The organism is Pseudomonas sp. P4_C8, assembly GCF_056401975.1.
The window spans coordinates 1-21281 of the sequence record NZ_JBFUIH010000018.1 but is presented as its reverse complement, the minus strand read 5'-3'; the positions used below and the strand labels follow the sequence as shown (position 1 = coordinate 21281).

Below are 21281 nucleotides of genomic sequence, written 5' to 3'. Positions count from 1 at the left end.
ACCGCTTCCACAGCGGTCGTTCAAACATCTTCATGAGGTTCACCGTAAGCGTCGGCCAATAGCGACTGTGCTTGTTGCTCGAGAAAGTCGAAGACCTCCTCCTGAATCGATCCTTGGTATTGCTTGCGCCGGCCTTTGGACACGATGCCGTTTTGATCCAGGCACTGCATGACTAACCTGGACAAAAGATTGCCTCGAACGTCGTAGTTTTCGTTCACAACCTTCACGAGCGTATCGAACCGCTGAAGAAAGTCGGTTGCCTCTCTCAGCTCTACCTCTAGGGCTTGTTTGGCCATTTCCATCGTAAACGCTACGCAATCGGTGGCATCCCAGTAGCGGTAGATGCTTGAGTCACCATTGAAGTTGAAGCTCATTGTTTCCGCATCAATCCAGCGAACATTCCAGAATTCACGGACGGGTTTTGAGAAAGATTGCAGCGCTTCCAGATAATGCTGTTCTTCGCGCTTCATGGCGACCGAAACAGGTAGCAAGAGACCGCTTTCGAGAGCGCCGCTTCGGCACAGAGCCAAGTGGATGAGGAAGCGTGAAAGACGGCCATTGCCATCCATAAAAGGGTGCAGAAAGACGAAGCCAAAAGAGGCGATGCCTGCGGCCACAAGGGGATCGAGTTGCTCTGGCGCTCTGTTGGCGAACGTCATCAACTCTTCCATCAACTCACGACAAAGCTCTGGGTTGGGTGGCACGTAGGTCACACCAGCTGCGCCGCGAAATGAATTGCTCAGGTGATTCTGTTCGTGACGGAATGCGGCTGCACGATCAAAGGGGTTAGAGATCGCGCTATTTTGTAACGCGGCGGGTAACCGGCTGGATGATCGCTGGCCGCTTCACTTCGATCGCTTTCAGATCCAGCGCATCAATCAAATGGGCGTAGCCCACTCTGTTTCCCATCGCAGTTCCCCCATCCCGGTTAGATTTTTTTTACCACGGCAAGATTTTTTTTAAAATCGGAAAATACCGAAAGAAAATTTTAACTTGGTTCAAGCTATTGGCCAGCGTTCATTTCACACCTGATAGGGTCCTTACAGAGCCTGAACCTCAACTAGCTGTTAACCGTTGTGGGAATTGGCTGCCGCCACGAATAACTCATCCATCCGCTGAATGTTGCTCATCACAGGAATAAATTTCAAAAACGCGCCATGGCTGACTATGGTGAGGGCTGTCTTTGGATCGCCAACAAGAGTGCAAATCATGAGCCAGACGCCATTCAACATTCAGCGCGCCGCCGTCATCGGTGCAGGCACCATGGGCCGTGGCATTGTCATGTGTCTGGCGAACGCCGGGGTGCCGGTGCAGTGGGTGGATAACAATCCGCAGATGCTTGAACAGGCGTTGGCCACGGTTGCCGAAACCAACGCTCACAATGTGCGCCAAGGGCGCATTGATCAGGCCGAGGCTGACGCCCGCAATGTGCGAGTGACTGCTGCGCCAGACTACTTTTCGATCCGCGACGTCGATCTGGTCATCGAAGCGGTCTACGAAAACCTCGAACTGAAACAGAAAATATTCCGCGAACTGGACGGCCTGCTGAAACCCGAAGCGATTCTGGCCAGCAACACGTCGGCGCTGGACATCGACGCCATCGCTGCAGCAACTCGCCGTCCACAGCAAGTGCTGGGTCTGCACTTCTTCAGCCCCGCACACATCATGAAACTGCTGGAAGTCGTCCGTGGCGCCGAAACTGCGCCAGCCGTGCTTGATGCGGCATTGGCACTGGGCAAGCGCATGGGCAAGGTCAGTGTGGTTGCCGGCAACTGTGACGGTTTCATCGGCAACCGCATGCTTAATACCTACGTGCTCGAAGCGCGCAAGATGCTGCTGGAGGGGGCTTATCCCTATCAGGTGGATGCGGTGCTGCAAGGCTTCGGTTTTGCCATGGGGCCGTTCCGCATGTACGACGTGGTTGGCGTTGACCTGGGCTGGCGGGCTCGGGAACTGGCGGGCACAGGACAGGATGCGCCGCAGGTTCAGGTGGATAATCGGCTGTGCGAACTCGGGCGTTTCGGTCAGAAGAGTGGCAACGGTTATTACCACTATGAGCCCGGCAGCCGTCAGGCTGAGCACGATGTAGAGGTTGATGCGCTGGTGTTGCAGGTCAGCGAAGGGTTGGGCTTCCAGCGTCGCGAGATCAGCGCTGAGGAGATTCTCGAGCGTTGCCTGCTGGCACTGGTTAACGAGGGGGCGAAGATCCTTCAAGAAGGCATTGCTGCGTCGGCGCACGACATCGATCTGGTGTACCTCAACGGTTATGGTTTCCCGGCGGCGAAGGGCGGGCCAATGGCGTGGGCGGATCAGCAAGGATTGGCGGATATTCATCAACGCTTGATGGCGCTGGAAACCCGGCAGGGTGACCACTGGCGTCCGGCACGCTTGATCGGCGAATTGGCAGAGGTGGGTAAAGGGTTTGCGGATCGGTAGACTTCAGCCACTTCAAGACGAGAGCTGCGCATGAACCAACGCACCGACTACCCACACTTCCAGCCCATCACCACCCGCTGGCACGACAACGACGCCTACGGTCACGTCAACAACGTCACCTACTACAGCTTCTTCGATACGGCGGTGAACACTTACCTGATCGAAGTCGGTGGCCTGGATATCCATGACGGCGAGGTGGTGGGTTTTGTCGTGAGTTCGGCTTGCGATTACTTCGCTTCCATCGCCTTTCCGGACCGGATCGAGATCGGCCTGCGGGTTGGCAAGCTGGGCAACAGTTCGGTGCAATACGAATTGGCCGTGTTCAAGCAAGGGGAAGAGGAAGCCTGTGCGGCCGGGCGCTTCGTGCATGTCTTTGTAGATCGTGTATCGAATCAGCCTGTATCGATTCCGGCCGAATTGCGTGGAGCGCTGAAACGCCTGGTGGTTTAGACCAGGCAAAAAAAATCGCAGCCCAAGGGCTGCGATTTTTTGACGTACCGGCTAACGAGGCGATTGAAGCCTCAGTCGCGGTCGCGGTAGTACTTGTGGTGATGCTTGCGATGGCCATAGGCATGGCCACGACCTGGATGGCCATCACGGTAGTAGCGACGATCACCATGGCCACGATAGTAGTGACCATCGTTGTCGTCATCTTCATTATCGTATTTGTTGCCCATGTAGTTACCCAGCGCGCCCCCGGCGCCGCCGCCTGCTGCGGAGCCGATCAGGCTGCCGGTGGTGCCGCCCATGCTGCGGCCGACCACGTTACCGCCTGCTGCGCCCAACGCACCACCGATGGCGGCTTCGCCACGGCTGTGTTTGTTTGCGCCAACTGCGCTACCACCCGCGCCGCCCAGGGCCGCGCCGATGGTGGAACCTGTATTGCCGCCTAACGACTGACCGACGACCGAGCCAAGAACCCCGCCCAATGCGCCGCCCACACCGGCTTCGGTGTTGCCGCCAGCAGAAGCAATGCCACTGAACAAGCCAAGGGACAACAAGAGAATCGAGGAGAACTTCATGGAGGAACCTCAAGGGGATGACGACGCGATCCTGAGGCTGTGTCAGAGGTGTGACAATCGAAATCCGACGAGTAACACGACTTCAGCACAAATCTATAAGTTACTGTTTTTTAGACGGAACTTAACTGTTTTTCGCCGGTCTTTAGTTACTTCGGACAGGCCGTTTCTATACAGGAACGGCCTTTTTTGTGGGCGATTGGAAAGTGATTGATCCGGCCGCGTTAAGCGGACTTGGCCAAAATCAACCCAGTCTCACTCGCCATTTCCAACCGGATCGCCACGAACTTCGACGTCGGCGTATGGCTGCCATCCCCGATGCTTTCCAGCGGCACCAGCGGATTCACTTCCGGGTAGTAAGCCGCCGCTTGCCCCGCCGGGATATCAAACGCCAGCAGCGTGAAACCCTTGACGCGACGCTCATGCCCATCATCCCAGATCGAGACGATGTCGGCCTTCTGCCCCGGTTTGAAACCCAGGCGAATGATGTCGGCTTCGTTCACAAACAACACATCGCGCTGACCTTTCACCCCACGGTAACGGTCGTTGAGACCATAAATCGTGGTGTTGTACTGATCATGAGAACGCATCGATTGCATGATCAAATCCGGCAACACGCCGGTCGCGCGTGTGCGCTCGTGCACCAGGTCTTCAGGCAGGGCATTCGGGCGGAAATTGGCCCGGCCTGACGGCGTGTTCCACTTACGCGCACCGGCACTGCTGCCGAGATAGAAACCACCCGGATTTTTGACCTGCTCATTGAAATCGCGAAAGCCCGGAATGGTGTCGGCGATCAGATCGCGGATACGGCCGTAATCCGCCACCAGCCAGTTCCAGTCCACCGGTTTGCTGCCCAGCGTCGCGGCGGCGATGCCGGCGATGATCGACGGCTCCGAACGCATCTGGTTCGACAGCGGCTGCAACTGGCCGTTGGAGGCGTGGACCATGCTGAACGAATCTTCCACGGTCACCGCTTGCGGGCCCTCGGTCTGGATGTCTATGTCGGTACGGCCCAGGCAGGGCAGGATCAGCGCGTCTTTACCGTGGGCCAAGTGGCTGCGGTTGAGCTTGGTGCTGATCTGCACGGTCAGGTCGCAATTGCTCAACGCCTGGAAAGTGCGCGAGCTGTCCGGAGTCGCTTGGGCGAAGTTGCCACCCAGGCCGATGAAAACTTTGGCGCGACCCTCGGCCATGGCGTGGATTGCCTCGACCACGTTGTGGCCATTGTCACGCGGCACCTTGAACTGGAAACGACGTTCCAGTGAATCTAGGAACGCCACCGGCGGACGCTCGTTGATGCCCATGGTCCGGTCGCCCTGCACGTTACTGTGGCCACGCACCGGGCACAGACCGGCGCCCGGCCGGCCGATGTTGCCGCGCAGCAGCATCAGGTTGGCGATTTCCTGGATGGTTGCCACCGAATGGCGATGCTGGGTGATGCCCATCGCCCAGCACATGATCACGTTCTTGCCTTTGGCGTACATCCGCGCCGCTTGCTCGATCTCCACCAGCGGCAGACCAGACTGCTCGACGATTTGTTCCCACGGTGTATCGTCGATGGCTCCGAGGTATTCCAGCACGTTGACGCTGTGTTCATTGAGGAAGTCGTGATCGAACACCGCTTCCGCGCCCGTCTTCTGCGCGTCGCGCTCCCATTGCAGCAGGAATTTCGCCATGCCGCGCAGGATCGCCATGTCGCCACCGAGGGCTGGACGGAAGAACGCCGTGTTGGTCGGCTTGTCGCCATTGGTGAGCATTTCGAACGGGTGCTGCGGATGCTGGAAGCGTTCCAGGCCGCGCTCTTTCAGCGGGTTGACGCACACCACCTGAGCGCCGCGTTTCACCGCTTCGCGCAACGGTTCGAGCATCCGTGGGTGGTTGGTACCAGGGTTCTGACCCCAGACAAAAATTGCATCGGCATGTTCGAAGTCGTCGAAGGTGACCGTGCCTTTACCAACGCCGACACTTTGCGCCATGGCCACACCGCTGGCCTCGTGGCACATGTTCGAGCAATCAGGGAAGTTATTGGTGCCGTAGGCGCGCACAAACAATTGATACAGGTACGCCGCTTCGTTGCTGGCGCGGCCCGAGGTGTAGAACTCGGCCTGATTCGGGCTCGACAGCCCTTGCAGGTGTTTGCCGATCAGGGTGAAGGCCGCGTCCCAGCTGATAGGCTTGTAGCGATCGGTCTCGGCGTCGTAGCTCATCGGCTCGGTCAGACGGCCCTGGTATTCAAGCCAGTAGTCGCTCTGCTCCAGCAGCGAGGTGACACTATGTTTGGCGAAGAATGCAGCGTCGACACGGCGTTTGGTCGCTTCCCAGTTCACCGCTTTGGCGCCGTTCTCGCAGAACATCACCATGCCCTTTTCCGGAGAATCGCCCCAGGCGCAACCGGGGCAGTCGAAACCGCCGTTCTGGTTGGTCTTGAGCATTATGCGGAGGTTTTTCAGCGCGTTATCGCTGGTCAACCAGGCTTGGGCGACGCTGATTAGCGCGCCCCAGCCACCGGCCGGGCCTTTGTAGGGCTTGTAGCGAGGGACGGGTTTCTGGTCGGCTTGACGGTGTTGACTCACGCTTGATTCTCCATCGCAGGGCTGTAGACCCGCGGCGCACTTTTTTGCGGCAGGTGGATGAGATTGAGGTTGTGACGACGGGCCCATTGCACGGCAAGGCCCGTGGGCGACGACAGACTGACGAGAGTCTGGATGCCAGCGCGCAAGACTTTCTGGATCAATTCGAGGCTGCACCGGCTGGTGACAATCGCCAGGCCACCAGTCGTCGGGATCTTCTGGCGGATCAACCCGCCAATCAGTTTGTCGAGGGCGTTGTGCCGGCCGATGTCTTCGCGGCCCAGCAGCAACTCGCCCTGACCGTTCATGAACACCGCCGCGTGCACTGCGCCGCAATGTTGGCCCAGCGGCTGGAACGCGCCGATGCGTTGGCGCAGGCCATCGAGCCATTCGGCGGGCGGCAGCGGCGCGCCCGGCAACACCTTGAGGTCGGGCAATGCTTGTTCAACCGCTTCCACGCCACAGAGCCCGCAACCGCTGGTGCCGGCCAGTTGCCGACGTTGCTGCTTGAGGTTCCAGAAGGCGCGGTTGGCGATGGTCACTTGCGCGTACTGCGCCGACCCTTCGCCGGTCAATTGCAGGTCATAGATGTCGGTCGCGTCTTCGATAATTCCGCTGCCGAGGCTGAAGCCGACGATGAAGTCTTCAAGGTCAGTCGGCGTCACCAACATCACAGCCTGGCTGATGCCGTTGTAGGCAATCGCCAACGCAACTTCCTCGGCCAGCGCGGTGCTGGCCGATTCGGTGAATTGAAGGTCACAGAAACTGTAGGTCTGGCTTGCGTCTGGCGCGGGCGTTTCGAGTGCGGGCGCCGCGCAGCCGGGGCGCTTGGTGTTCATGAGGTATCACCGACGGTCTGGTCAGCTCTAAGCCTAGGCGTGTCAAAAGGTCACGTCTAATCGCTATTACTGATCTGCCGATAGATGACGTCGATCAAGAGGCTGTCAGTGATTTCTGATAGATCGCAAAACAGGCTTCCGCCAAGGCCGAGCGTGGGGCGCTGCGACGCATGATCAACCCCAGCCGGGCGACGGTTTGCGCGTTTTCGATGGGTTGCAGGCGCAGGTGATCGGTTAGGTTTTCCAGACCGCCATCCAGCGGCATCACCGCGCAGCACATGCCACCGTGCACCGCTTGTAACAATTGGTGCACCGCATCGGTTTGCAGCAGAGGCTGAGGTGACAGGCCGCGGCTGTGGAAGTTGTGGTCGATGGACTGGCGAAAATGCATGCCGCTGGTGAGCATGCCCAGCGGCAGTTCGATCAGCGACTCCCAGCTCAAAGGCGCTTCGCCGAAACTGAAAAAGCGCTGATCGTAGAGCAGGCCCATGTGGGTTTCACTGAACGCCAGTGAATCGAAGCGCTCGTTGTCCAGACGCTCCAGATAAGACACGCCGAGGTCCAGGCGGTTGCTCGACAGCTGCTCGAGGATTTGCTCGGAGCTCAACGCCGAAAGTTCGAAGCGCAGGTTCGGGTGTTCGGCGTGCAAGCGTTGCATGAGCGGCAGCGGATCGAAACTCGACAGCGGCACCACGCCCAACCGCAACGTACCTACCAGGTTGCCGCGACAGGCCGCGGCTTCAGCCTGCAAGCCGTCGTAAGCCGCCAGCACTGTGCGCGCCCAGGCCAGCACGCGTTCACCAGGTGCGGTAAACCCTTCAAAGCGCTGACCACGATTGACCAGCGGCAACTCGAGTTCTTCTTCGAGGCTGCGCAGGCGCATGGACAGGGTCGGCTGGGTGATGTGGCAGCGGGCAGCGGCCTGGCCAAAGTGCCGGGTTTCGTCGAGGGCGATGAGGAATTTCAGTTGCTTGATGTCCATCTTCGCTCCAGGGCGCGGTGAAGGAGGGGATTCTAGCGCTTGCGCCAGATCAACGTCATTGGTCGGGTTGGAGCCGGGGGTTGCCAGCTTGGTCTAGTCTCTTGCCTCTGGAACCTGAACCCAAGGAGAACGCACCATGAGTCTTTTGAGCTTTGTGAAAGAAGCAGGCGAAAAACTGCTCGATCTGCTGACCCCCGGCAACGCCAATGCCAGTGAGCAGTTGAAGGAACACATCAGCAAGGTTGGCCTGGGTAACCCGAATGTGCAGGCCACGGTGGATGGCGACAAAGTGACCGTGACCGGGGAGGTCGGCAGTCAGGAAGAGAAGGAAAAGATTCTGCTGGCGGTGGGCAATATTGCCGGTGTGGGCAGCGTTGATGACCAGATTACGGTGACCGGGCCGGTAGTGAAGGCTGCGGTGTTTGTCACCGTGGTGAAGGGCGATACCCTCAGCGCGATTTCCAAGCGCGTGTATGGCGATGCCAATAAGTACAACAAAATTTTCGAAGCCAACAAACCGATGCTCAAGGACGTGAACAAGATTTATCCGGGGCAGTCGTTGCGGATTCCTGAGTAAGCCTCAAGACAGTGTGATGGCCTTCGCGGGCAAGCCATGCTCCTACAGGGTTTTGTGTTGTTCGCGTAACCTGTGGGAGCGAGGCTTGCCCGCGATGCAGGCGACTCGGTCTAAAGCCCTGCAATCAAATCCCGATAATCCCCCACCGCCGCAAACTCCGCCGTGTCCTTGGGCCCTTTGCGACTGTCCGGCTCGCTCACCGCCAACAAATGCGCTACGCCAAAACGGCGCGCACTGCGCAGGATTGGCAACGTGTCATCAATAAACAGACTACGCGCCGGATCAAAGCCGATGTCCGCCTGCAACGCCTCCCAGAACTGCGCATTCTCTTTGGGAAAGCCGTAATCATGCGAGCTGATCAAGCGCTCGAAGTAGGGCGCCAGTTCAATCCTTTCCAGCTTCAATGACAGCGAATCCCGGTGTGCATTGGTGATCATCACCACACGCTTGCCGGCCTGTTTGATCGCCGCCAGAAACGTATCCGCATCCGGGCGCAAGGCGATCAGGTGCGCGGTTTCCAGTTTCAGTTCGCGCACCGGCAGCTTCAATTCGGCGCTCCAGAAATCCAGGCAGTACCACTGCAACTGGCCGGCATTGCGCTCGAACAGCGGCTGCAATTCCATCTCGGCCATGGCCCGGCTCACCCCGTGTAATTCGGCGTAACGCTGAGGTAAGTGTTCCATCCAGAAATGGTTGTCGTAATGCAGGTCCAGCAGCGTGCCGTCCATGTCCAGCAGAACGGTGTCGATGTCGCGCCAGGGCAGCAGGGACATAAAAAACTTCTCCAGCGGTAAAAGAGATATCCGAGGTCAACAATCAGGATAGGCCGGGTATAGTAACGCGTTCACGCCAAGGAGCTTTGCATGCGCCAGAAACCCACCATACTTGCCCGCGAGATCGTCGCCACCAGCCGTTTGTTCTGTGTCGAAGAGCTGAAACTGCGCTTTTCCAATGGCGTGGAGCGCACGTACGAGCGTTTGGTGGGCAAGGGCGCGGGGTATGGCGCGGTGATGGTCGTGGCCATGCTCGATTCAGATCATGCGGTGTTGGTCGAGGAATACTGCGGCGGCACTGATGAATATGAGCTGTCCTTGCCCAAAGGCCTGATCGAGCCGGGTGAAGACGTGCTGGCGGCGGCTGTGCGTGAGCTCAAGGAAGAAGCCGGGTATGGCGCACGGCAGCTGGAGCATCTGACCGAGTTGTCGTTATCGCCCGGTTACATGAGCCAGAAGATCCAGGTGGTTCTGGCCACTGATCTGTATGAAGAAAGCCTTGAGGGTGACGAACCCGAGCCAATGGGTGTGGACAAGATCAATCTGCGTGAGTTGTCCGCCCTGGCGCAGAACCCGCGCTTCACCGAGGGCCGTGCCTTGGCGGCGCTGTATCTGGCCCGTGACTTACTGACCCAGCGTGGGGTGTTTTTGCCATGAAGTTGAATTTCCCGCATCCATTGATGGCGCCGGTGGTTGAACTGGCATTGCAGGCTGGCGAGGCGATTCTGCCGTTCTGGCGTACCGGCACCGCCGTGACTGCCAAGGCTGACGATTCTCCGGTGACGGCCGCAGATCTCGCGGCTCATCATTTGATTCTGGCCAGGTTGACCGCGCTGGATCCGAGCATCCCGGTGCTGTCCGAAGAAGACGCCAACATCCCGCAAAGCGTGCGTGCCGGGTGGCAGCGGTGGTGGCTGGTGGACCCGTTGGACGGAACCAAGGAATTCATTTCCGGCAGTGAAGAGTTCACCGTCAATATCGCGCTGATCGAGCAGGGGCGGGTGGTGTTTGGTGTGGTGTCGATGCCGACCAACGGGCGTTTCTACGTCGGTGGTGCAGGTTTGGGCGCCTGGCGCGGCGACAAGGGAAGTGAGCCATTCCCGATCCAGGTTCGCGAAGTGCCTGCTGCGGGAGAGGCGTTTACCGTGGTTGCCAGTCGTCGGCATTCGAGCCCGGAGCAGGAGCGCTTGTTGGCGGGGTTGAGCGACAGTCTGGGCGAGTTGCAACTGGCCAATATCGGCAGTTCGCTGAAGTTCTGCCTGTTGGCGGAAGGGGCGGCGGATTGTTATCCGCGGCTGGCGCCGACTTCGCAGTGGGACACGGCGGCGGCGCAAGGCGTGCTGGAAGGTGCGGGCGGCGAGGTGCTGGATTTGAGCGGTGCACCGTTTTGTTATCCGGCACGGGAATCGTTGTTGAATGAGTTCTTTTTGGCGCTGCCGGCCAAGGCTGTGTGGCGCGAAAAATTGTTGGAACTCGCCCGCTCCTGACCGCGGTTAGAGGGGCGCTACCCAACAATCTGCCAACTATGCAAAACCCTTGTGGGAGCGAGCCTGCTCGCGATAGCGGTTTATCAGTCAACATCATCGTTGAATGTTCGATTGTCATCGCGAGCAGGCTCGCTCCCACAGGTTTTGTGCTGGCCCCGACTTAGCGATGAAGGACGTACTGCCCGGTAAATTTCACCGCATCGTCATCACTGCCGACATTCACAATCCGTGAATGCAGCGTCAACCGCGCCCGCCCATAGCGCTGATACATCGCCAAAAACTTCTTCCACACCGCGGCACTCGGCGCCTGACAAATCGCTGTCGCGTCCATGGTCACCGGGAGCGGATAGCTGATCTGCCCTTCGTGAATCACGATGTGCCCGTCTTCAATCCCTTCCTCACGCAAGCGTAAATGCAACCAGCCCCAACCCGCCAGAACCGCGCCGCAATACAGACTGCCGCCGAACATGGTGCTTTTGTGATTAACGTTGGCTTCCAGCGGCAAGTACAGACGCAGTTGCTGCTCGTGCCAGTCGAGCACTTTGATGCCCATGGCCTGCGTCAGGGGGATGTCGTGATGGAGAATGGATTCCAGGTGACGACTGTCGCGGTTCATGCGTGGGCCTCTTGTTTGAAGGTGATGATTTAACGGTCGCTCAATCGAGATCGTCAGCAGAGCTGCTGGCGCCGCCGGCGAAGTTCAGCCCATGTTTGCGCAGCTTGTCGTGCAGGGTTTTGCGTGGGATGCCCAGCGCTTCGGCGAGGCTACGCACGGAGCTGTGAGAGCGCGCCAGTTCGGCGGCGATCAGGCTCTTTTCGAAGTTTTCCACTTGCTCGCTCAATCCGCCGCTGAACCCTTCAGCCGGCGTGCTGGTTCCGCCCCCCGGCGTATTGTTGTCCAGCGCCAGTTCCAGGCCCAGGGCGAAGCGTTCGGCGGCGTTTTGCAGTTCGCGTACGTTGCCGGGCCAGGTGTGGCGCAGCAGCAGGGCGCGTTGCCCCGGTTGCAGCATATGGGGCGGCAAACCGTGGCGGGCGCTGGCTTCATCGGCGAAATGCTGGAACAACACCAACGCGTCTTCACCGCGCTCGCGCAGTGGCGGAATACGCAGCGGCGCGACATTCAGGCGGTAATACAAGTCGGCGCGGAAACGCCCTTGATCGGCGGACTGGCGCAGGTCTTCCTTGGTCGCGGCGATGATGCGGATGTCCAGCGGGATCAACTGATTGCCGCCCAAACGCTCGACGACGCGTTCCTGCAGCAAGCGCAGCAGTTTCACCTGCACGTCCAGGCTCATGCTTTCGATTTCGTCGAGGAACAGCGTGCCGCCGTTGGCGAATTCGAACTTGCCGATGCGACGTTTTTGCGCGCCGGTGAACGCCCCGGGCTCATGGCCGAATAGCTCGCTTTCCACCACGGACTCGGCCAGTGCGCCGGCATTGATTGCCACGAACGGACCGTTACGACGGTTCGACAAATCGTGCAGCGCACGGGCCACGACTTCTTTGCCCGCGCCGGTTTCACCGAGGATCAGCACGTCGGCCCTGGTCGCGGCCAGTGCGCCAATCTGCTCGCGCAGGCGCAGCATCGGCGCCGATTGCCCAACCAACCGAGTGCTCAATTCATTGCGATCACTCAGGGCCAGACGCAGGCTGCGGTTATCGAGTACTAAGCGACGCAAGGCCAGCGCGCGGCGCACGCTGTCGAGCAGGGCATCGCTGGCGAAGGGTTTTTCCAGGAAGTCATAGGCCCCCGCACGCATGGCTTGCACCGCCAGCGGTACATCGCCGTGGCCGGTGATCAGCAGCACCGGCAGCTCCGGGTCCTGGGCATGCAGTTCGGTCAGCAGTTCGAGGCCGTCCATGCCCGGCATGCGAATGTCGCTGACCACCACGCCGGGCCAGTCACGCTCCAGTTGTGCGGCCAGGCCTTTGGCTTCCGCCAGCGGCAGGATTTTCAGGCCGGCGAGGTCCAGGGTCTGGCTCAGGGCCTGACGCAGATGGGGATCATCGTCGATCAACACGACCTGAATGCGGCTGTCGATGGTCATGCACTTCGGTCCTCGGACGGTTGCAGGCTTACGCCCGGCGCACCAGCGCGCAGTTTCAGGGTAATCACGGCGCCGCCTTCCTTGTGGTTGGCGAACGACAGTTCGCCACCGAAGGCACGCATCAGGGTTTCGCAAATCGCCAACCCCAGTCCAAGTCCCTGGGTGCGGGTCTTGGTGGTGTAGAAAGGTTCGCTGGCGCGCCCCAGGGCTTCCATGCAAAAGCCGGGGCCGTTGTCACGAATGTACAGATTGACGCCGTCAGCGGTGGATTGGGCACTCAACCAGAGTTTACGCGGTGGGCCTTTCTCGGTCAGCGCATCGAGGGCGTTGGCCAACAGATTGCCGAGTACCTGACGCAGACGGGTTTCCCCGGCCTCGACCCACAACGTGGCGGCCGGCAAGTCGCGGATCAGCTCGACTTCCATGCTGCGTCGGCGCTTGGCCAGCAATGCCAGCGCGTCATCCAGCGCCGGTTGCAGCGCAACGCTTTCCGGCGCGTGACGATCACGGCGGGCGAAGGCGCGTAGGTGAGCAATGATCGAGGCCATTCGCCCGGTCAGTTCGCTGATCAGTTTGAGGTTGCCGCGTGCATCGTCGGTGCGTTGATGATCGAGCAGCACTTCGGCGTTTTCCGCGTAGCTGCGAATCGCCGCCAGTGGCTGATTGAGCTCATGGCTGATACTCGCCGACATGGTTCCCAACGCTGACAATTTACCGGCCTGGACCAGATCATCCTGCGCGCGCACCAGCTCCTGCTGGGCGTGTTCGCGCTCCAGCACTTCCTGTTTCAGGCGCCGATTGAGGCCTTCGAGGTCGCTGGTCCGCTCGGCGACCCGGCCTTCCAGTTCGCGCCTGGCCTTGGCTTCGAAGGCGATTCGTTCGAGGTAATGACGGCGGCGCTGCATCATCAGCCCGAGCAGCAGCATCAACACCAACAGCGTTGCGCCACCGATGGCGACCACCGTGCGCACCGGGCGGTCGATCAGGGTGCGCGGGGCGAGGATGCTGACGTTCCAGCCGGTTTCTGCGATTGGCTGGGTCTGTGTCAGCCAGGCATTGGGGTTGAGTTTCAACGGCTTTGGATCGCGGGTCGGGTACGGTTGAACCGCGGTAATGGCCTTGTTTTCTTCATCGGTCAACGGGCGGGTCGAGCGAAATCGCCACTCCGGCCGCGACGTGAGAATGACCACGCCGTTTTGGTCGGTCAGCAGCAGCTGTTCCGGGGTTTTGCCCCAGAGGCTTTCGGTGTGGTCCAGGTCAACTTTGACCACCAGCACGCCGACGACCTTTTCGCCATCGCGTACCGCGGCGGCGAAGAAGTAGCCGCGTTTGGCCGAGGTCGTGCCCAGGCCGAAAAACCGTCCGAGTCGCCCGGCCATGGCTTCGCTGAAATAAGGCCGGAAAGAAAAATTGCGCCCGACGAAGCTGTCGTGCTTGTCCCAATTGGACGCCGCCAGCGTCTTGCCGCTCGTGTCCATCAAGTACATGACTTCGGCGCCCGTTTGGGTGCTGATGTTTTTCAGCAAGCGGTTGGCATTGCCTTGGGTGACGCCATCATCGGGCGCGCCGAGTACGGCGCGCAGGGCCGGCAAGTCGCCGAGGATTTGCGGCAAGACCTCATAACGGTGCAGCGTGCCCAGCAGGTTGGCGACGTACAGGTCGAGGGTCTGACGGTTCTGCCCGGCCAGTTCGCTGCGGTAGTAACGCTCGGCCAAGTGCTCCAGCGGCCACAGTAACGGCGCCAGGCACAACGCCAGCAGGGCGAGGCTGCGCCAGCGGGGTCTGCGAGGGAGGGTCGGAGTCATGAGCATCGGGCGCCTGTGGGTACAGGCGCATTATGCCTAGGCTTGCTCGGCAAGACACTCGCGCAGCGCGCTTTGCCAGTCAGGCTGACTGACGCCCCATTCGCGCTGCAGACGACTGCAGTCGAGGCGTGAGTTCAGCGGCCGGGCCGCTGGTGTCGGGTAGTCGGTGGACGGAATCGGCAGCAGGTTAGCGCACGGCTTGCCCTGTTCCCGAAGCGCATCGCCAATGGCCTGGGCGAAGCCGAACCATGACGTTTCACCCTGAGCCGTCAGGTGATACGTGCCCCAGGCACCGGCCTGTCCCGCTTGCCAGCGTTCAATCAGCGCGACGGTGCTGCCAGCAATCGTGCCGGCCCAGGTGGGCGCGCCGATCTGGTCAGCGACAATGCGCAATTCCGGTTTTTCTTGCAGCAAGCGTTGCATGGTCAGCAGGAAATTACGGCCGTGGGTCGAGTAAACCCAGCTGGTACGCAAGATCAGGTGCTGGCCTTGTACCGCCGTGATTGCCTGTTCGCCGACCCGTTTGCTCTTGCCATACACGCCGAGCGGATTGGGCACATCGTCTTCGTTGTAAGGCGCGGTCTTGCTGCCGTCGAACACGTAATCGGTCGAGTAATGAATCAGCGGGATACCCAGCGCCAGCGCTTCTTCGGCCAATACGCCCGGGCCGGTCGCATTGATGGCAAATGCCAGTTCCGGTTCGTTCTCAGCCTGATCGACAGCCGTGTGAGCCGCTGCGTTGATGATCAGGTCGGGACGAACGCGCTGGACCTGCCGACGAATCTGTTCCGGTTGAGCCAGATCAAGCTGATCGCGCCCCAGCACAATCAATTCACCGACATCACCCAGGCGACGCTGCAACTCACGGGAGACCTGACCGTTTTGACCACTGATGAGTATTCTCATGGAAACAGATCAGCCTCTAAAAAGAGCTGACCGTTCTGATCCTTGGCCGACAACTGCGGGGCTTCTTCCAGTTGCCAATCGATGGCGAGGGTCGGATCGTCCCAACGAATGCAGCGTTCGGCAGACGGTGTGTAGTAATCCGTAGTCTTGTAGAGGAACTCGGCGAAGTCGCTGAGTACTACAAACCCATGGGCAAAGCCTTCGGGCACCCAGAGTTGCCGATGTTTGTCGGCGGACAACCGCACCGCCACCCACTGGCCAAAATGCGCCGAGCTGCGACGGATATCCACTGCGACGTCGAGCACTTCACCGACGGTCACCCGCACCAGTTTTCCCTGGGTGTTTTGCAGTTGGTAGTGCAGGCCACGCAGCACGCCCTTCTGGGATCGGGAGTGGTTGTCCTGAACGAACTGTGTGTTGAGCCCCGTCGCTTCTTGAAACGCCTTGGCATTGAAGCTTTCATAGAAAAAGCCGCGCTCGTCACCGAAGACTTTGGGCTCGATGATCAGTACACCGGGCAAGCCGGTTTCAATCACTTTCATTGTTCTTCCCCGGCCAGCATGAAGAGGTATTTGCCGTAACCGGTCTTGCCGAAATAACTGGCGCGCTCGAGCAGAAGCTCGCGGCTGATCCAGCCATTTTCGTAGGCAATCTCTTCCAGGCAGGCGACTTTCAGGCCTTGGCGATGCTCGATGGTCTGCACGTACTGAGAGGCTTCGAGCAGGCTGTCGTGGGTGCCGGTGTCCAGCCAGGCGAAACCGCGACCGAAGCGCTCGACCTGCAAATCGCCGCGTTGGAGGTAGGCGTTATTGACGTCGGTGATTTCCAGTTCGCCGCGAGGCGAGGGTTTCACGGCCTTGGCGATGTCGATCACGTCGTTGTCATAGAAATACAGCCCGGTGACGGCGTAGCTGGATTTCGGTTGTTTCGGCTTCTCTTCGATCGACAAGGCTCGGCCTTCGCTGTCGAAATCAATTACGCCAAAGCGTTCCGGGTCTTTGACCCAATAGCCGAACACGGTCGCGCCAGAAGTGCGTTTTGCCGCGTTTTTCAACTGATCACCGAAGTGCTGACCGTGGAAGATGTTGTCGCCGAGGATCAGGCAGACGGGGTCGTCGCCAATAAACTCTTCACCAATCAAAAAGGCTTGGGCCAGACCGTCTGGCGACGGTTGTTCGGCGTAGCTGAAATTGACCCCGAACTGACTGCCGTCACCCAACAGGTTGCGGTACTGCGGCAGGTCCTGAGGTGTGGAAATCAGCAAGATGTCTTTGATGCCGGCCAGCATCAGTACCGAGATCGGGTAGTAGATCATCGGCTTGTCGTAGACCGGTAACAGCTGTTTGGACACGCCAAGCGTGATCGGGTGCAAACGCGTACCCGAGCCGCCCGCCAACACTATGCCTTTCATCATGCGAGAAGCTCCTTGGTATTGATGGCGCCCAGTCGTTCACCCTGATAGCTGCCGTCCTGAACACGGTGGCACCACTCCAGGTTATCCAGATACCACTGAACGGTCTTGCGCAGGCCGGTTTCGAAGGTTTCTTCGGGTACCCAGCCAAGTTCGCGTTCGATCTTGCTGGCGTCGATGGCGTAACGCTGGTCGTGGCCAGGACGGTCCTGGACGAAGGTGATCAAATCGGCGAAGTGCGCCACGCCTTGAGGCTTTTGCGGGGCCAGTTCTTCGAGCAGGGCGCAGATGCCACGCACCACGTCGATGTTCTTCTGTTCGTTGTGACCGCCGATGTTGTACGTCTCGCCGACCACTCCTTCGGTGACCACTTTGAGCAGCGCGCGGGCGTGATCCTCGACGAACAGCCAGTCACGCACTTGCAGGCCGTTGCCGTACACAGGCAGTGGCTTGCCTGCGAGGGCGTTGAGAATCACCAGCGGGATCAGCTTCTCGGGGAAGTGGAACGGCCCGTAGTTGTTCGAGCAATTGGTCAGCAATACCGGCAAGCCGTAGGTGCGCTGCCAGGCGCGGACCAAGTGATCAGACGCTGCTTTGCTGGCGGAATACGGCGAGCTTGGCGCGTAGGGCGTGGTTTCGGTGAACAGATCGTCGACGCCGTGCAAGTCGCCGTAGACCTCATCGGTGGAGATGTGATGAAAGCGAAAGGCGCTTTTCTCAGGCTCGGCCAAGGTCTGCCAGTAGGCGCGGGTCGCTTCCAGCAGGCTATAGGTGCCGACGATGTTGGTTTGAATGAAATCCGACGGACCGTCGATGGAGCGGTCAACATGGGATTCGGCCGCCAGGTGCATGATCGCGTGCGGCTGGAAGCGCGCCAGGATTGCGCTCACGGTCGCCTGGTCGACGATATCGGCTTGCACGAATTCATAGCGGGTGTCGGTGGCAATGCTGGTCAACGATTCAAGATTGCCGGCGTAGGTCAATTTGTCCAGGTTGAGCACTTCGTGCTCAGTGTGCCGGATCAGGTGACGAATTAAGGCAGAGCCAATGAAACCGGCACCGCCGGTGATGAGAATACGCATGTTGGCCAGCCTTTTTCCGTAAGACGATAGAACGAATGAGCATAGCTTGTCGGCAGGAGCGGGGTGGTGCAAGAGGGTTGTTGGTCGTATTTGGGATTTACAGCGTCAACGGGGGGTTGATTATCGACCGATGCAGTGGCGATATAAGCGCCTAATAACATTTCAGAGGTCGCTGTATGCCGCTCGCCACGTTGATTCACCGCGCCAGTTTGCCCAGCCCGCAAGTGTCTGCGCAGCAAGCGCTTGAGCTGCTGGAAGGGCATTACGGGCTGAGCGGGAAGTTGCAGGCTCTTGGCAGCCAGCAGGATCTCAACTTTCGCGTCGATAGCGACCAGGGGCGTTTCGTCCTGAAAATCTGCCGTGGTGATTATGCGGCGCTGGAGCTGCAAGCCCAGCACGCGGGGCTCAAGCATCTGGGCGAGCACTCTGGCGTGAAGGTGCCGCGAGTGATCTCCGCCAAAAACGGTGCTGATCTGCTCACGCTGGAAGTCGTGGGGCAATCGGTGCACGTGCGTCTGCTCGACTACATCGAAGGTCAGTCGCTCACCCACCTCGATCACCTGCCGGGAGCCGTGGTCGCCGGTTTCGGTCAGCTGTGCGGCGAAATGGACCTGGCGCTGGCCGTTTTTGACCATCCGGGCCTTGTGCGCACGTTGCAGTGGGATGCCCGTCACGCCAACGCATTGATCGGCCATTTGCTGCCGGTCATCAAGGATGACGCGCAACGCAGGTTGATCGCCGTTGCCGCCGAACGTGCCGAACGTCACTTGCAACCGCTGGTGGATAGGTTGCCGGTGCAGGCCATTCACATGGACATCACTGACGACAACGTGGTCTGGCAGCGCGACTTGCAACGTCAATGGCAATTGCAGGGCGTGATTGATTTCGGCGACCTGGTCCGCACCTGGCGCATCACCGATCTTTCGGTGACCTGCGCGGCGTTACTGCATCACGCCAACAGCGATCCGTTCTACATTTTGCCGGCGATTGAGGCCTATCACGCGGTCAACCCTTTGCAGCCTGCAGAACTGCTGGCGCTCTGGCCGTTGATCGTCGCGCGTGCGGCGGTGTTGGTGCTCAGCGGCGAGCAGCAGGTCAGCATTGATCCGGGCAACCAATACAGCCGCGACAACCTCACCCATGAGTGGGAAATTTTCCGCGTGGCCACGTCGGTGCCGCTGGAATTGATGGAAGCGGCCATTCTGACGTCGGTTGGCCAGAGCCTGCCGAGCATTGGCAGTGAAGGTTTCGCACCGTTGCTGCCGAGCCTTGTGGGACGTGAGTTTGCCTTGATTGATCTGGGTGTCCTCAGCCCGCATTTCGAGGCGGGTAACTGGGAGCAGGAAGGGATCGATCAGCAGTTGCTGACGCAAGCTGCGCAGACTCACGGTCTGGCAGCCAGTCGATATGGGCAATACCGATTGTCGCGGACTCGACCAGATAGTGCCGACGAGCCCGACACCTGTCCGTTGCACGTCGAGTTGCGAGTACCCCACGGCACGGCGGTCGAATCACCGTTTGCCGGTGTGGTTCATCAGCCAGCGGCGGGCGTGCTGCAACTCGACGGTCCGCAACTGAGCGTACGACTGTGGGGCGTGACCCCTTCACTGCACGCGGGCGCAGCGCTGGTCAAAGGCCAGGTGCTGGGCTCGGTCAGCGGGCCGCTGATCGTGCAGTTGTGCCGAGGCACGGCTTTCAATGCTCCGATGTTTTGTACACCTTCGCGCGCCTTGGCCTGGCAAGCCTTGTGCCCGTCGCCGGCAACATTGCTGGGACTGGCCTGTGATGCTGAAGAAGAGCTGGACTCACAGACATTGCTGGCACGGCGCAGTGCCAGTTTCGCCCGTACGCAGAAGCACTATTACGTCGACCCGCCGCGTATCGAACGCGGCTGGCGCAACCACCTGATCGACATGCAGGGCCGCTCCTACCTCGACATGCTCAATAACGTCGCGGTACTCGGCCACGGACATCCGCGCATGGCGGCGGTCGCCAGTCGTCAGTGGTCGCTGCTCAACACCAACTCGCGCTTCAACTATGCGGCGGTTGCCGAGTTTTCCGAACGCTTGCTGAAGTTGGCGCCGGACTCCATGGACCGCGTATTCCTGGTCAACAGCGGCAGCGAGGCCAACGATCTGGCGATTCGCCTGGCATGGGCTTACAGCGGCGGGCGCGACATGCTCAGTGTGCTTGAGGCCTATCACGGCTGGACCGTCGGCGCCGATGCGGTGTCGACATCGATTGCCGACAATCCCAAGGCCTTGAGCAGCCGTCCTGACTGGGTGCATCCGGTCATTGCGCCGAACACGTATCGCGGCGAATTCCGTGGCCCGGACAGTGCACCGGACTACGTGCGCAGCGTCGAGCACAACCTGGCGAAAATTGCCGGGCAAAAGCGTCAGTTGGCGGGTTTCATTTGCGAGCCGGTGTACGGCAATGCCGGTGGGATCTCGTTGCCACCGGGATATTTGCAGCAGGTCTACGCGATGGTTCGCGCGCAGGGTGGCGTGTGCATCGCCGACGAAGTGCAGGTTGGTTACGGGCGCATGGGGCATTTCTTCTGGGGCTTTGAAGAGCAGGGCGTGGTGCCGGACATCATCACCATGGCCAAAGGCATGGGCAACGGCCAGCCGTTGGGCGCGGTGATCACGCGGCGGGAAATCGCCGAAGCGCTGGAGGCCGAAGGTTATTTCTTCTCGTCGGCGGGCGGCAGTCCGGTCAGCTGCCAGATCGGCATGGCGGTGCTGGACGTAATGGAAGAGGAAAAGCTCTGGGAAAACGCTCAGGTGGTGGGCGGGTATTTCAAGGAGCGACTGGAAGCGCTGATCGATATTCATCCGCTGGTGGGCGCGGTGCACGGCTCTGGCTTCTATCTGGGTGTCGAATTGATCCGCAACCGCGACACCCTGGAACCGGCGACCGAAGAAACCACCGCGCTGTGTGATCGCCTGCGAGAGCTGGGGATTTTCATGCAGCCGACCGGCGACTTCCTCAACGTTCTCAAAATCAAACCACCGATGGTGACCTCGCGGCAGAGCGTGGACTTCTTCGTGGACATGCTCTCCAAGGTGCTCACGGAAGGCCTGTGAACACATAACCCTGTAATTGGATGGACTCGCCCACGCCGAGGCGTCAATGCGCCACGGTGGCAGTCTAAGAAGCCAACGGCAGCGAGGGCGAGTCCATGAAAAAGAATACGACGCTTAAACAGTCCCTGTCTTCAACCGATGTGTCGGCCTGTACGACAGTGGCGGTCGATCTTGCCAAGCAGGTCTTTCAGGTCGCAGGCGAAGACGCTCTGGGCCAGGTGCTTTATGAAGAACGCCTCAAATCGCGTGAAGCTTTC

The 21281-nt window shown here is 59.8% G+C and carries 18 protein-coding genes and 2 pseudogenes; 7 read left to right on the top strand and 13 right to left on the bottom strand.

Annotated features, from left to right (window positions below; translation table 11 throughout):
- Positions 1-20 precede the first annotated feature (20 nt).
- Positions 21-812: pseudogene (locus AC1DWM_RS13240) on the bottom strand (Fic family protein); the annotation flags it as partial.
- Between the two features lie 397 nt (positions 813-1209).
- On the opposite strand from AC1DWM_RS13240, the gene AC1DWM_RS13235 reads away from it, so the two are divergent.
- Together AC1DWM_RS13235 and AC1DWM_RS13230 are read left to right on the top strand one after the other, a co-directional pair.
- Complete coding sequence (locus AC1DWM_RS13235) at positions 1210-2436, top strand: 3-hydroxyacyl-CoA dehydrogenase (RefSeq protein ID WP_477795360.1); 1227 nt, start codon at positions 1210-1212, stop codon at positions 2434-2436.
- 30 nt (positions 2437-2466) lie between these two features.
- The gene (locus AC1DWM_RS13230) at positions 2467-2886 is read left to right on the top strand and encodes an acyl-CoA thioesterase (protein ID WP_477795359.1); all 420 of its coding nucleotides are present in this window, start codon (positions 2467-2469) and stop codon (positions 2884-2886) included.
- A 71-nt stretch (positions 2887-2957) separates the two neighbouring features.
- On the opposite strand, the gene AC1DWM_RS13225 is transcribed toward AC1DWM_RS13230, so the two are convergent.
- From AC1DWM_RS13225 to AC1DWM_RS13210, 4 genes are all read right to left on the bottom strand, one after another.
- Complete coding sequence (locus AC1DWM_RS13225; RefSeq protein ID WP_223514694.1) at positions 2958-3458, bottom strand: glycine zipper domain-containing protein; 501 nt, start codon at positions 3456-3458, stop codon at positions 2958-2960.
- A gap of 221 nt (positions 3459-3679) precedes the next feature.
- On the bottom strand, positions 3680-6028 hold the full coding sequence (locus tag AC1DWM_RS13220; protein WP_477795358.1) for an FdhF/YdeP family oxidoreductase: 2349 nt from the start codon (positions 6026-6028) through the stop codon (positions 3680-3682).
- Entirely contained in the window at positions 6025-6864 is an 840-nt protein-coding gene (gene fdhD / locus AC1DWM_RS13215; protein WP_223514700.1) for a formate dehydrogenase accessory sulfurtransferase FdhD, read from the bottom strand. The genes AC1DWM_RS13220 and fdhD overlap by 4 nt, the downstream gene beginning before the upstream one ends.
- A 94-nt stretch (positions 6865-6958) precedes the next feature.
- On the bottom strand, positions 6959-7846 hold the full coding sequence (locus AC1DWM_RS13210; RefSeq protein ID WP_477795357.1) for a LysR family transcriptional regulator: 888 nt from the start codon (positions 7844-7846) through the stop codon (positions 6959-6961).
- 136 nt (positions 7847-7982) lie between these two features.
- On the opposite strand from AC1DWM_RS13210, the gene lysM reads away from it, so the two are divergent.
- Complete coding sequence (gene lysM, locus AC1DWM_RS13205; protein ID WP_223514706.1) at positions 7983-8423, top strand: peptidoglycan-binding protein LysM; 441 nt, start codon at positions 7983-7985, stop codon at positions 8421-8423.
- Between the two features lie 110 nt (positions 8424-8533).
- Here the strand turns inward: lysM and yrfG are convergent, their stop codons facing one another.
- Positions 8534-9196 (bottom strand): GMP/IMP nucleotidase, encoded by a 663-nt coding sequence (gene yrfG / locus AC1DWM_RS13200; protein WP_223514709.1) that lies wholly within the window; start codon positions 9194-9196, stop codon positions 8534-8536.
- Positions 9197-9286: 90 nt separating this feature from the next.
- Here yrfG and nudE point away from each other — a divergent pair, with 90 nt between their 5' ends.
- The gene (nudE, locus tag AC1DWM_RS13195) at positions 9287-9853 is read left to right on the top strand and encodes an ADP compounds hydrolase NudE (RefSeq protein WP_223514711.1); all 567 of its coding nucleotides are present in this window, start codon (positions 9287-9289) and stop codon (positions 9851-9853) included.
- A complete protein-coding gene (cysQ, locus tag AC1DWM_RS13190) occupies positions 9850-10683 on the top strand; it encodes a 3'(2'),5'-bisphosphate nucleotidase CysQ (RefSeq protein ID WP_477795356.1) in 834 nt (277 codons plus the stop codon). Before nudE ends, cysQ begins: the two co-directional genes overlap by 4 nt.
- 160 nt (positions 10684-10843) lie before the next feature.
- Here the strand turns inward: cysQ and AC1DWM_RS13185 are convergent, their stop codons facing one another.
- The 7 genes from AC1DWM_RS13185 to rfbB are packed head-to-tail and all read right to left on the bottom strand — an operon-like array spanning position 10844 to position 17935.
- Positions 10844-11299, bottom strand: coding sequence for a thioesterase domain-containing protein (locus tag AC1DWM_RS13185; RefSeq protein WP_223514717.1), 456 nt, complete (start codon positions 11297-11299; stop codon positions 10844-10846).
- Positions 11300-11339: 40 nt separating this feature from the next.
- Positions 11340-12731, bottom strand: coding sequence for a sigma-54-dependent transcriptional regulator (locus AC1DWM_RS13180; RefSeq protein ID WP_223514720.1), 1392 nt, complete (start codon positions 12729-12731; stop codon positions 11340-11342).
- Complete coding sequence (locus AC1DWM_RS13175) at positions 12728-14536, bottom strand: sensor histidine kinase (protein WP_223514722.1); 1809 nt, start codon at positions 14534-14536, stop codon at positions 12728-12730. The genes AC1DWM_RS13180 and AC1DWM_RS13175 overlap by 4 nt, the downstream gene beginning before the upstream one ends.
- Positions 14537-14572: 36 nt before the next feature.
- A complete protein-coding gene (rfbD, locus tag AC1DWM_RS13170; RefSeq protein ID WP_223514739.1) occupies positions 14573-15442 on the bottom strand; it encodes a dTDP-4-dehydrorhamnose reductase in 870 nt (289 codons plus the stop codon).
- Positions 15439-15984: a dTDP-4-dehydrorhamnose 3,5-epimerase gene (rfbC, locus tag AC1DWM_RS13165; RefSeq protein ID WP_223514742.1), complete on the bottom strand. Its 546-nt coding sequence runs from the start codon at positions 15982-15984 to the stop codon at positions 15439-15441. Before rfbC ends, rfbD begins: the two co-directional genes overlap by 4 nt.
- Positions 15981-16856 (bottom strand): glucose-1-phosphate thymidylyltransferase RfbA, encoded by an 876-nt coding sequence (gene rfbA / locus AC1DWM_RS13160; RefSeq protein ID WP_223514745.1) that lies wholly within the window; start codon positions 16854-16856, stop codon positions 15981-15983. The genes rfbC and rfbA overlap by 4 nt, the downstream gene beginning before the upstream one ends.
- The gene (gene rfbB / locus AC1DWM_RS13155; protein WP_223514748.1) at positions 16853-17935 is read right to left on the bottom strand and encodes a dTDP-glucose 4,6-dehydratase; all 1083 of its coding nucleotides are present in this window, start codon (positions 17933-17935) and stop codon (positions 16853-16855) included. Before rfbB ends, rfbA begins: the two co-directional genes overlap by 4 nt.
- Positions 17936-18111: 176 nt before the next feature.
- Between rfbB and AC1DWM_RS13150 the strand changes: the two genes are divergently transcribed.
- On the top strand, positions 18112-21024 hold the full coding sequence (locus AC1DWM_RS13150) for an aminotransferase (RefSeq protein ID WP_477795355.1): 2913 nt from the start codon (positions 18112-18114) through the stop codon (positions 21022-21024).
- 140 nt (positions 21025-21164) lie between these two features.
- Positions 21165-21281, top strand: a pseudogene (locus tag AC1DWM_RS13145) (IS110 family transposase); the annotation flags it as partial.

Excerpts from the sequence above, each read along its gene's own strand:
- AC1DWM_RS13235 (WP_477795360.1), top strand. The coding sequence starts at position 1,210 with ATGAGCCAGACGCCATTCAACATTCAGCGCGCCGCCGTCATCGGTGCA.
- AC1DWM_RS13230 (WP_477795359.1), top strand. The coding sequence starts at position 2,467 with ATGAACCAACGCACCGACTACCCACACTTCCAGCCCATCACCACCCGC.
- AC1DWM_RS13225 (WP_223514694.1), bottom strand. The coding sequence starts at position 3,458 with ATGAAGTTCTCCTCGATTCTCTTGTTGTCCCTTGGCTTGTTCAGTGGC.
- fdhD (WP_223514700.1), bottom strand. The coding sequence starts at position 6,864 with ATGAACACCAAGCGCCCCGGCTGCGCGGCGCCCGCACTCGAAACGCCC.
- AC1DWM_RS13210 (WP_477795357.1), bottom strand. The coding sequence starts at position 7,846 with ATGGACATCAAGCAACTGAAATTCCTCATCGCCCTCGACGAAACCCGG.
- lysM (WP_223514706.1), top strand. The coding sequence starts at position 7,983 with ATGAGTCTTTTGAGCTTTGTGAAAGAAGCAGGCGAAAAACTGCTCGAT.
- yrfG (WP_223514709.1), bottom strand. The coding sequence starts at position 9,196 with ATGTCCCTGCTGCCCTGGCGCGACATCGACACCGTTCTGCTGGACATG.
- nudE (WP_223514711.1), top strand. The coding sequence starts at position 9,287 with ATGCGCCAGAAACCCACCATACTTGCCCGCGAGATCGTCGCCACCAGC.
- cysQ (WP_477795356.1), top strand. The coding sequence starts at position 9,850 with ATGAAGTTGAATTTCCCGCATCCATTGATGGCGCCGGTGGTTGAACTG.
- AC1DWM_RS13185 (WP_223514717.1), bottom strand. The coding sequence starts at position 11,299 with ATGAACCGCGACAGTCGTCACCTGGAATCCATTCTCCATCACGACATC.
- AC1DWM_RS13180 (WP_223514720.1), bottom strand. The coding sequence starts at position 12,731 with ATGACCATCGACAGCCGCATTCAGGTCGTGTTGATCGACGATGATCCC.
- AC1DWM_RS13175 (WP_223514722.1), bottom strand. The coding sequence starts at position 14,536 with ATGACTCCGACCCTCCCTCGCAGACCCCGCTGGCGCAGCCTCGCCCTG.
- rfbD (WP_223514739.1), bottom strand. The coding sequence starts at position 15,442 with ATGAGAATACTCATCAGTGGTCAAAACGGTCAGGTCTCCCGTGAGTTG.
- rfbC (WP_223514742.1), bottom strand. The coding sequence starts at position 15,984 with ATGAAAGTGATTGAAACCGGCTTGCCCGGTGTACTGATCATCGAGCCC.
- rfbA (WP_223514745.1), bottom strand. The coding sequence starts at position 16,856 with ATGATGAAAGGCATAGTGTTGGCGGGCGGCTCGGGTACGCGTTTGCAC.
- rfbB (WP_223514748.1), bottom strand. The coding sequence starts at position 17,935 with ATGCGTATTCTCATCACCGGCGGTGCCGGTTTCATTGGCTCTGCCTTA.
- AC1DWM_RS13150 (WP_477795355.1), top strand. The coding sequence starts at position 18,112 with ATGCCGCTCGCCACGTTGATTCACCGCGCCAGTTTGCCCAGCCCGCAA.